At 35.9% G+C, this 8,215-nt stretch carries 10 protein-coding genes; 4 read left to right on the top strand and 6 right to left on the bottom strand.

The genetic code is table 11. From position 1 onward, the window contains the following. The first annotated feature begins 127 nt into the window (after nt 1–127). On the top strand, nt 128–319 hold the full coding sequence (locus tag Fsol_RS02510; RefSeq protein WP_108673323.1) for a hypothetical protein: 192 nt from the start codon (nt 128–130) through the stop codon (nt 317–319). A gap of 346 nt (nt 320–665) precedes the next feature. Here Fsol_RS02510 and Fsol_RS02500 read toward each other — a convergent pair whose 3' ends face one another. From Fsol_RS02500 to rpmB, 5 genes are all read right to left on the bottom strand, one after another. Then, nucleotides 666–863, bottom strand: a complete 198-nt coding sequence (locus Fsol_RS02500; protein WP_108673321.1) for a hypothetical protein — start codon at nt 861–863, stop codon at nt 666–668. Between the two features lie 182 nt (nt 864–1,045). Then, nucleotides 1,046–1,276, bottom strand: a complete 231-nt coding sequence (locus Fsol_RS02495; protein WP_145958121.1) for a hypothetical protein — start codon at nt 1,274–1,276, stop codon at nt 1,046–1,048. 104 nt (nt 1,277–1,380) lie between these two features. Beyond that, nucleotides 1,381–2,445: a tRNA (adenosine(37)-N6)-threonylcarbamoyltransferase complex transferase subunit TsaD gene (gene tsaD / locus Fsol_RS02490; protein ID WP_108673319.1), complete on the bottom strand. Its 1,065-nt coding sequence runs from the start codon at nt 2,443–2,445 to the stop codon at nt 1,381–1,383. Further along, nucleotides 2,445–2,867 (bottom strand): transcription antitermination factor NusB, encoded by a 423-nt coding sequence (locus Fsol_RS02485; RefSeq protein ID WP_158521626.1) that lies wholly within the window; start codon nt 2,865–2,867, stop codon nt 2,445–2,447. The genes tsaD and Fsol_RS02485 overlap by 1 nt, the downstream gene beginning before the upstream one ends. A gap of 117 nt (nt 2,868–2,984) precedes the next feature. After that, nucleotides 2,985–3,278 carry a 50S ribosomal protein L28 gene (rpmB, locus tag Fsol_RS02480; RefSeq protein WP_108673317.1) on the bottom strand — a complete coding sequence of 98 codons (294 nt, stop codon included), beginning with the start codon at nt 3,276–3,278 and terminating at the stop codon, nt 2,985–2,987. 538 nt (nt 3,279–3,816) lie between these two features. Here rpmB and rplO point away from each other — a divergent pair. Beyond that, nucleotides 3,817–4,317, top strand: a complete 501-nt coding sequence (rplO, locus tag Fsol_RS03825) for a 50S ribosomal protein L15 (protein ID WP_410519421.1) — start codon at nt 3,817–3,819, stop codon at nt 4,315–4,317. A 5-nt stretch (nt 4,318–4,322) separates the two neighbouring features. Here the strand turns inward: rplO and Fsol_RS02470 are convergent, their stop codons facing one another. Further along, nucleotides 4,323–5,228: a type I glutamate--ammonia ligase gene (locus Fsol_RS02470; RefSeq protein ID WP_158521625.1), complete on the bottom strand. Its 906-nt coding sequence runs from the start codon at nt 5,226–5,228 to the stop codon at nt 4,323–4,325. Here Fsol_RS02470 and Fsol_RS02465 point away from each other — a divergent pair. After that, a complete protein-coding gene (locus Fsol_RS02465; protein WP_158521624.1) occupies nt 5,222–6,562 on the top strand; it encodes an MFS transporter in 1,341 nt (446 codons plus the stop codon). The two genes, Fsol_RS02470 and Fsol_RS02465, sit on opposite strands and share 7 nt — an antisense overlap. A 67-nt stretch (nt 6,563–6,629) precedes the next feature. Continuing rightward, nucleotides 6,630–7,703, top strand: coding sequence for a serine hydrolase domain-containing protein (locus Fsol_RS02460; protein ID WP_108673313.1), 1,074 nt, complete (start codon nt 6,630–6,632; stop codon nt 7,701–7,703). Nucleotides 7,704–8,215 lie beyond the last annotated feature (512 nt).

Here is an 8,215-nt window from a genome sequence, read left to right as displayed (position 1 = left end):
ATTGCCTCGCTATTTGAAATGCAGTGATGGTTTAGATTTTGAAAAACTGCTGTAATAACTTCAGTACGTCACAGCTTATGTGACGTACTTTGCATGGCATATTTAAATAAGTTTTTTGTATCTCGCGATGCTCGCTCTTATAGTATGTGGTATAATTCTCTTCATGATCACAAGTATTGCATTATCTCTTGCTATAAAGAGAAAATTGAAGGAAGAAGCAAACGTAAGAATAGAGATACAAAAAGAGAAGATGATTGTTAGGATGGAAAGAAGAATTAGAGGAAGGCTTTGGAGATATCACTGGATGTTTGATGAATAAACTAACTATAAGACTCTAATATAGCACTTTATGCTTTTTCTGAGGTGCTATCTAATTGCAGAATGTAGTATCTCGAAGAGTATCCGCATGGAAGAGATACTCTTTGCCACTTCGCATAAATCTATCGATGCTACTTCGCGCTACTACTTTATATATGATTTTTCTATCTAATATTTTCTCTTTTTTTATAGCAGATTACTTCATTAGTGGTTATTCTGATATTTCTCAGAATTTTGAGATTTTGCAATTTACTATTTGCTGATAGAGCACTTTCTATATTGCTATGCGCGATAAATTTTAGTCTTCTTACTAGATTATGATATTCTTTCTAAGAGATATAACGTCATTAACATGCTTCATCAAAATCTCGATAGTATTTTGCGCGGAGTGTTTTCATTATTCTTAAGCGTATTATACGTCTTTCTTCTAGTGCTTTTTTCCTCATCTCAGCTTCTTTCTTTAGGTTAACAAAAAACATGTATATGATAATCCCGTTGATAGTGGAAAACGACACAATGCCTATTATCATATAGACTCCTATCATTGTTATGAAGAAAATTTTACACAGTGACGAGTGTTTATAAGCATAGAAGCTTACAGAAAATGAGTTTCCACTCCCTCATGAATATCGGTTAATATAGCATACTGAACGCTATATCAGCTACAACTATATATTATGAAAGCAGCAGAGTGAATTATACGAATTACTCTTCTAAAGAGTACGTTCTATTTCCTGCTATTAAACAGACTTGGTATTTTCGCATCACCGAGTCCCGAACCTATTCTACTAGTGAGTAGTGCTGCATCCTCTAATCTTATTTTATGTAGCATATTAGATATCTCAGCACCCCAGAATAGTGCAGGAGGATGATTAGCAGTAGTTATCCAATCCTCTAATGGTAGATTATATCTTTTATTACCATCAAATCCACCCTGTGATAAGAATTCGGATTCCATATTTAATAGCACTTCCATTTATAACAGAATTATAAATTTTTTATACCTTATGCGCAATATCTCTAAATTGCCTTAAGTAAAATATAGTACATGAAGTATGTTCTTTAATCTTCTTCAGTCAGTGATAGTCGCATATTTGGCGATACCGTGAAATTCATGGTGCTGCTATATTTTTCCTGAAGAGGCTTATTTAAAGTGTAGCTGTTTTTTACCTTTTCTATCGCTGTCCATGCAATCATTGCTGCATTATCGGTACATAGAGCTGCTTCACAGAAAAATAATTTACAGCCGAGACTGCATAGAAAATTTCCTATGTTATGAGATAAAAACGCATTAGCAGAAACGCCACCTGCTATTACTACTCTTTCAATTTGAATATTATAATCTCTTTTAGCATATATAATAGCTTGAGCTATTTTATCGTTTAACAGATCGAGAATAGTACGTTGAAAAGAAGCGCATATATCGCATATATCATTCTGATTTATTTCATTTTTATTAAGAATTGCTTTTTTAATAGCTGTTTTTAAACCTGAGAAGGAGAAATTTAGCGTATTACTTTTATATAACGGTTTTGGAAATCGATACGCTTCCTGTTTTCCGTGTTTTGCCATTCTTTCTATTAACGGGCCTCCAGGGTATCCTAATTTAAGAAATTGAGCGACTTTATCAAAAGTCTCTCCAATTGCGTCATCTAGTGTCTCTCCTATTATTATATGTTTTCCTATACCTAGCGATAATACGAGTTGCGTATTTCCTCCTGATACTAATAAGAGTAAATACGGAAAAGAAAGATCTTTGTTAGACATCCTAGGAGCAAGAGCGTGCGCTTCCAAGTGATTTACTGGAATGCACGGTTTTTTAAGAGCTGTTGCGATACCTTTTGCAAAAGCGATACCTACCATGAGAGCACTGACTAATCCTGGTCCTGCAGTCACTCCTATAAAATCTATATTTGAGAGAGAAATCTTTGACTCATTGATACAGCGCATGAATAATTTTGGAAGAGATTGAGTGTGAGATCTTGAAGCGATTTCCGGCACAACTCCTCCATATAGCGCATGTAGTACAGTGTGAGCATAAGAATCGCTAAAAAGAATTGTACCATCATCCTTCACTAGTGAGACACAAGCATCATCACAACTGGATTCTATACCTAGAACGATCATTATTGTACCACCGCTTCTACTGAAGCTTTAGGTAAGTTGCTAAGCTTTTTCCAGCATGCATCGAGTAAGTGATTAATCAATCCGGAGCGTTGTGTTTGTCCGAAAAGCGGCGCTATACTTAAATACTCGGATATAAGGCGGCTTTTCCATACAATGTCGTATTCTACTCTTTTAGATACTTCGTAAAAAGCGCACTTAAGGATAGCTTCTAACATATATGACATTGATATATCGGTACCATTCTGAAGACAGCTAGATATGGTTTTGATAATGCTGTGGTGATTCATTGCGCAATAAGCTACTGCACTTCTTACGTCATCATTCACGAACGGAGCACGTAAATCTACTTCTGCGAGTTCTTCAGAATAAAAATCGTGCAATTCATGATATTCAGAGTTATCGCTGGAATACTGATCAGACATTGTGTTCCATATATCTCCGTGTGCACGTTCTGAAAGAAAAGATTTACACGAAATCTCGTAGAGGATCTTTATAGTAGAAAGCCTATCATCTCTATTCATGATTGCTTCATTTAAATTTTATTCAGCACAAGAACTAGAATTCGCAAGGATAGCCTTCTTAATGTTAAGAAGTTTTGACGTCAACTTTTCATTCGAGGTAGCGAGCAGATAGTTATCTATGCCATGATGTTTATCCAATGTACGAAGACCTGCGGTAGAGACAGTTAGTCTGAAGAATTTCTGCATCGCAGAACTGAATACACTAACATTTTGTATGTTAGGCAGGAATCTTCTGCGTGTTCTTCTATTAGAATGCGAAACGTTATTACCATAAATAACTGTCTTACCATTTACGTCACATCTCCTAGGCATAGTATGTTAAGCTGAAATTCACCAATTTAGCGTAATGCTACCATTAAATAGCGCGTAGTGCAACATATAGTATCCAAATGTAGATGCGCTTTACTAAAAATTTATATTTGTGTTTGTACATCCGCATATGTTATGATACTATTTCGTACGTTATTACAACGGCAATATATTAAGTATGCGAAGAAAAGCTTATAAAAATTCCTCATATAGTGAGAGAGGTAACGAAAGGCGAGAGCCAGGACAAAGAAGTGAACGAGGATATCGTAGTAGCGAGCGTTCATCTAGTTTTTCTACTGAGACAGAGCGTGGAAGTTCTTTTCGTGGTAGAGGAGCAGACCGCGGACAACGTGATGGTGAGCGCTCTGGATTTTACGGTAGAACAGATGGCAGAAACTCGTTTCGTAGCAGAAGCGACGAGCGTCCGCAACGAGATGGTGAACGTTCAGGATTTTACGGTAGAGGAGACGGAAGTTCATTTCGTAGAAGAAACGATGAGTATGGACAGCGAGGCGATGAGCGTAGCAACTCCTTCACGAAGCTGAATGACTTCAGAGATAATTACGGCGCTAGAAGAGGTAAAAAAGTACTCGGTCGTGGCGTTGGTTCAGGGCTTGGAAAGACATCCGGTAGAGGTGGAAAAGGACAGACTGCACGGAGTGGAGTTGCATTAAATGGATTTGAAGGAGGGCAAATGCCTTTGTACACAAGGCTACCTAAGCGTGGTTTTAGAAGTACTAACAGGATAGAGTATACTTTAATTAGTGTTGATGCGCTGAATGATCTGATTAGAAATGAGAAGATTAATGCGGATTCTGACGTAACAATGGATGTAATGATTGAACTCGGATTAATTGAAAAGAAGGGAGAGAATGTCAAGTTACTTGGCCCTAAGGAGCCGGATACTATTCTCGATAAAGCTTTTCGTTCGATAGAGGTGCATAAAGTTTCTCAGAATGCGAGAGCAGTACTTGAAGAGAAAGACGTAAAAATTATAGAAATTGCTTTGGTTAAAAATAGAGCTTCCGACGGAGAGTTATAGTTTTTCTAAGGTATTTTGTGTTGTAGCAGTAAGGCGTGAATTTCAGAAAGGATGTTTTGCATTTCATAATCACTTCGTTCAAAGGCGTTTGATATGAGTATAATGCGTTCTGGCAATCTGAAGTTCGCCGCCGCTGCTTTGTGAGAGGAGTGCAAAGGTTCGCCTCCGTACAGCGCTGTATCATGCGCATTTCCATATATTGGTGAATAGTGTTTCTTCTGAGAAACCGCTATCTTGTGTAAGAGTGATATTAGCAAAAATAGTACTACGTTATCGTGCGATGACTTAGGTGATGGCACCCTAAATTCTATCCTTCTGTTTTCGTGATATGAAGATGGTATTCTGATTGCGGCAGTTCTATTGTTGATCCCCCAGCTTACTGTCAGAGGTGTGTGTATACTACTACCGAAGCGAGCGTATTCCTCATTATCTTGAGACAGTAGAAAGTATAAAGCATCGTTCAGCATTTCTAAGATACTATTGACGTAACTCGTTAGATGGTCATTTTTTGTAATAGATGACTGAGAAAAGATGTTTTTGCTATCAATATGTAAACTAATGTTGTACTGTGCACTCGATGCATTTTTTTTTAAAAATGGCTTTGCTGACGTAATAATTATATGTTGATTGCAGTTTTCTAGTACTTTATTGCACATTTCAATTTTTTCGCATAAGCGATTAAGATCTGTAGTGTGAGGTATTCTAATTTCGTATTGATCTTCATCATCTTCTTTAACCACTGATACTCCGCATTGTTTTAGTTTTTCTGCCAATTCAACTATAGTACTGTGTTTGTATCGATTTTTAGGTATTGCGTAAAACTCTACTTCAATTCCTATAGCGCACTCTATTTTGTATCTTTTCGTTATGATAGTACTCAATTTATGAATGATTTTGGATTGATATGGCACTAAAAAAGATGATGTGCTACCATATAAATAATGTATTATGGTGTACCAATAAAAGCTATATGAAATTAATATGGCGACATTTATTTCCACATATAGTACATTTAAGATTATTTCTTTTAGGTGCATGTAGCGGCACCTCATTTGGCGTGCTTTCTGTTGTGACGACTGTCTTTCTACATGATATAAAGTACTCTTTGATTTCATTAGGTATCCTCTCAGCTAGGATGTTACCATTTTCTTTTAAATCTTTAAGTGCGCCATTTACCGACATTATACCGCTAGATATGTTGTTTCCGAAAAAGTGGTGCATGAGGAAGAGATGGATGTTCTTACTTCAGATTATGATCTCGTTGAGTATGATCGCTATTCCTTTTATGGTTTATAACGAATGTGTATTTTTTGCTTTTACGCTGCTACAAGCGTCCATGTGCGCAACTTTTGATAATAGCCTAGAAGCATTTAGGTTAGAAGCTGCAAATAATTATGAAATTCCGAAAGTTGATTTATACTTTATTCTAGGGTGGACAACCGCAATCTCATGCATCAGTTTTATCACTCTCAATCTTGTAAGTATTGTCTCTTGGAATAGTGTATATGCTATTTGCGGATTTCTATGTTCATTGTATCTGATAGTAATTTACAAAATAGATGATGCCATCGTCACGCTTCAAAAGAAAAAGTACGAAATTGCTTCTTTTATTAAAGAGTATTGTGGTGCCTTTACCACATTTCTTGCAGCTGATAAAGCCGTATTGATATTGCTTTTAGTTGCTACATTCAAACTAAGCGATGGATTTATGGATGTATTGCTAATGCCATTTCTTTTAGAAAATGGTTTCTCAAAAGAACAGCTTGCCACGTTTAATAAGATTTTTGGCACAATCGGATTCTTAACAGGTACAGTAATTGGAAGCTACATTCTTCGAAGATTTTTTGAGAAAACAATACATATATTACTTGCTGCTGAAATTATGGCAGCTTTCTCTAATTTGTTGTTTTTGATATTTCTATCATCATCTGCTGGAAACATGATATTAGGTGCGATTTCGTGTTTGGAAAAGGTTTGCCAGGGTTTTGCTAATGTTGCTATAATAAGTTTCATGAGTATGTTTTGTAGAGCGCAAAACTCTTATAGAGCTACAATGTTTGCTATATTAAGTTCGTCTTCGCAGCTTATGAGAAATATATTCAGTTCTTTTTCTGGATTTATAGCATCGCTTTTTGGATGGAAAGTATATTTCGTAGTATCGGTGTTATTATCCATACCCGCACTATTTATTGTTATTCTCTTGCTAAAAAGTAACTATCAGAATAAATTCGACATCGGAGGGTAGTAGACACCTGAAGTGAGATGTCTTTTTTATTTATCAGAATTGTAATTTACTTCGATTGCAAAGGTTAATGTTAAGAGATTCTTTGATTTTCTTTATACTATTTTTTCTATGTAGTGCAAGCATAGCTACAGCTAGCAATGATAACTTATTGAAGATTAAGAAATTTGCAGAGGAATGCCAGCGGGAAAAACATACATTGCAAGGCGGCGCAATAGCAATTCTATACAAAGGACGTGTAGTTTATAAGACAACTTTTGGTAAAAGAATCGGTAATCGTCAAAAGATTACCGCAGATACGCTATTTCCGCTTGCATCTGTTTCAAAACCAATATCTGCGTTGAGTATTGCGTTTCTCGCTGAACATAGCGATTTTTCCTTCGAGAAGAAAATAAAGCTTTCATGTATCGGCACAGATATTAGTATGAAGGATATTTTAAGCCATAGTACAGGCTATGACTTCTCCGGAAATCCGCAAATAGAAAGAGGGTTTTCTCGAAATGCATTACTTTCTCAGATATCAAAACAATGCCCAAAGTGTAGAGTAGGAGAGTGCTATTTTTATAGTAATGCGATTTTCAGCTTATCTGAAGAATTTTTGAAAGCTAATGAATTAAATTTACGGAACGCTGTTGTCGCAATGTCTGATCGTTTAGGAGTAAATGGTATTCATATGTTTCCGATAAAAAGAAATCACGCAATTGCTTACCCGCATCTTGTGATAAAGAGAAAAGGGAAGAGGGTATTGAAATCTTTACCATTTCCACCTTATTATCCGAAGACCGTTTCTTCTGCCGCTGGTGTATTTGCTTCGTTGAATGGAATGATAGAAATCTTGAAACTAAGTTCTGGATATAGAGAAGATGTTATTTCTAGGAAAATGTTGCGCTACTTATATACTCCTGTTGTGAAAAGTCATTCAAAGGATAAACGTAGTGGAATAAAAAAGTATTATGCAATTGGATGGAGAGTAGGAAAAACATCGAATAAAAAAATGATTTTCCATGGCGGTTCAATCAATGGAGTAAATTCTTTTATTGGTTTTGTGCCTTCTGCAGAAGTTGGAATAGTAATTCTTACTAATCAACAATCGAGTTTTCCTTCTAAGAAAGGGTTAAAATTCTGCGAATTATTTATGCATTAATGTAAGATCAATTACAGCAGTAGAAAAATTTTATAATTATATACGTTCAAATACAGGAAAGAGATGTGCTTTTGAAATACAGCAAAGAAAAGCACTTTTGAAATACAGCAAAAAGATTTACTTCTCTTTATCGTAATGAGAGGTGAGTGGCAATATGCTGCTTATAAATTCTACCGTTCACACTGCGATAGCGCAGTAGTTAGAGATAAAAGAAATCAAGAAAGAGATGGTAAGAAAGAGCGATACAGTCGTTACTATAAATGAAATAATGCATATCTCCGAACAAATTGCATCTTAGCTTAGAAAGCAGAGTACAAAGAAACTAAGTGAGGGCACATCAATCATAAATTTCATCTTGAGAAGGAAAGATACTTTCTCGCACAACCATCGCATACTTGAAAGGCAGTGCGCTTCACATGGCGAACTTTACAGATTTTACAACGCAAAAGCTAAAAGCTAAAACTCTGTACATTGCTGCTTATATGCTAGCTATAGGAAGTTCTTCTCTCTAA

The sequence above is a fragment of the Candidatus Fokinia solitaria genome, from assembly GCF_003072485.1.
GTDB lineage: Bacteria > Pseudomonadota > Alphaproteobacteria > Rickettsiales > Midichloriaceae > Fokinia > Fokinia solitaria.
The sequence above is the reverse complement of the archived record's forward strand: the minus strand, read 5'-3'. Positions and strand labels throughout refer to the sequence as shown.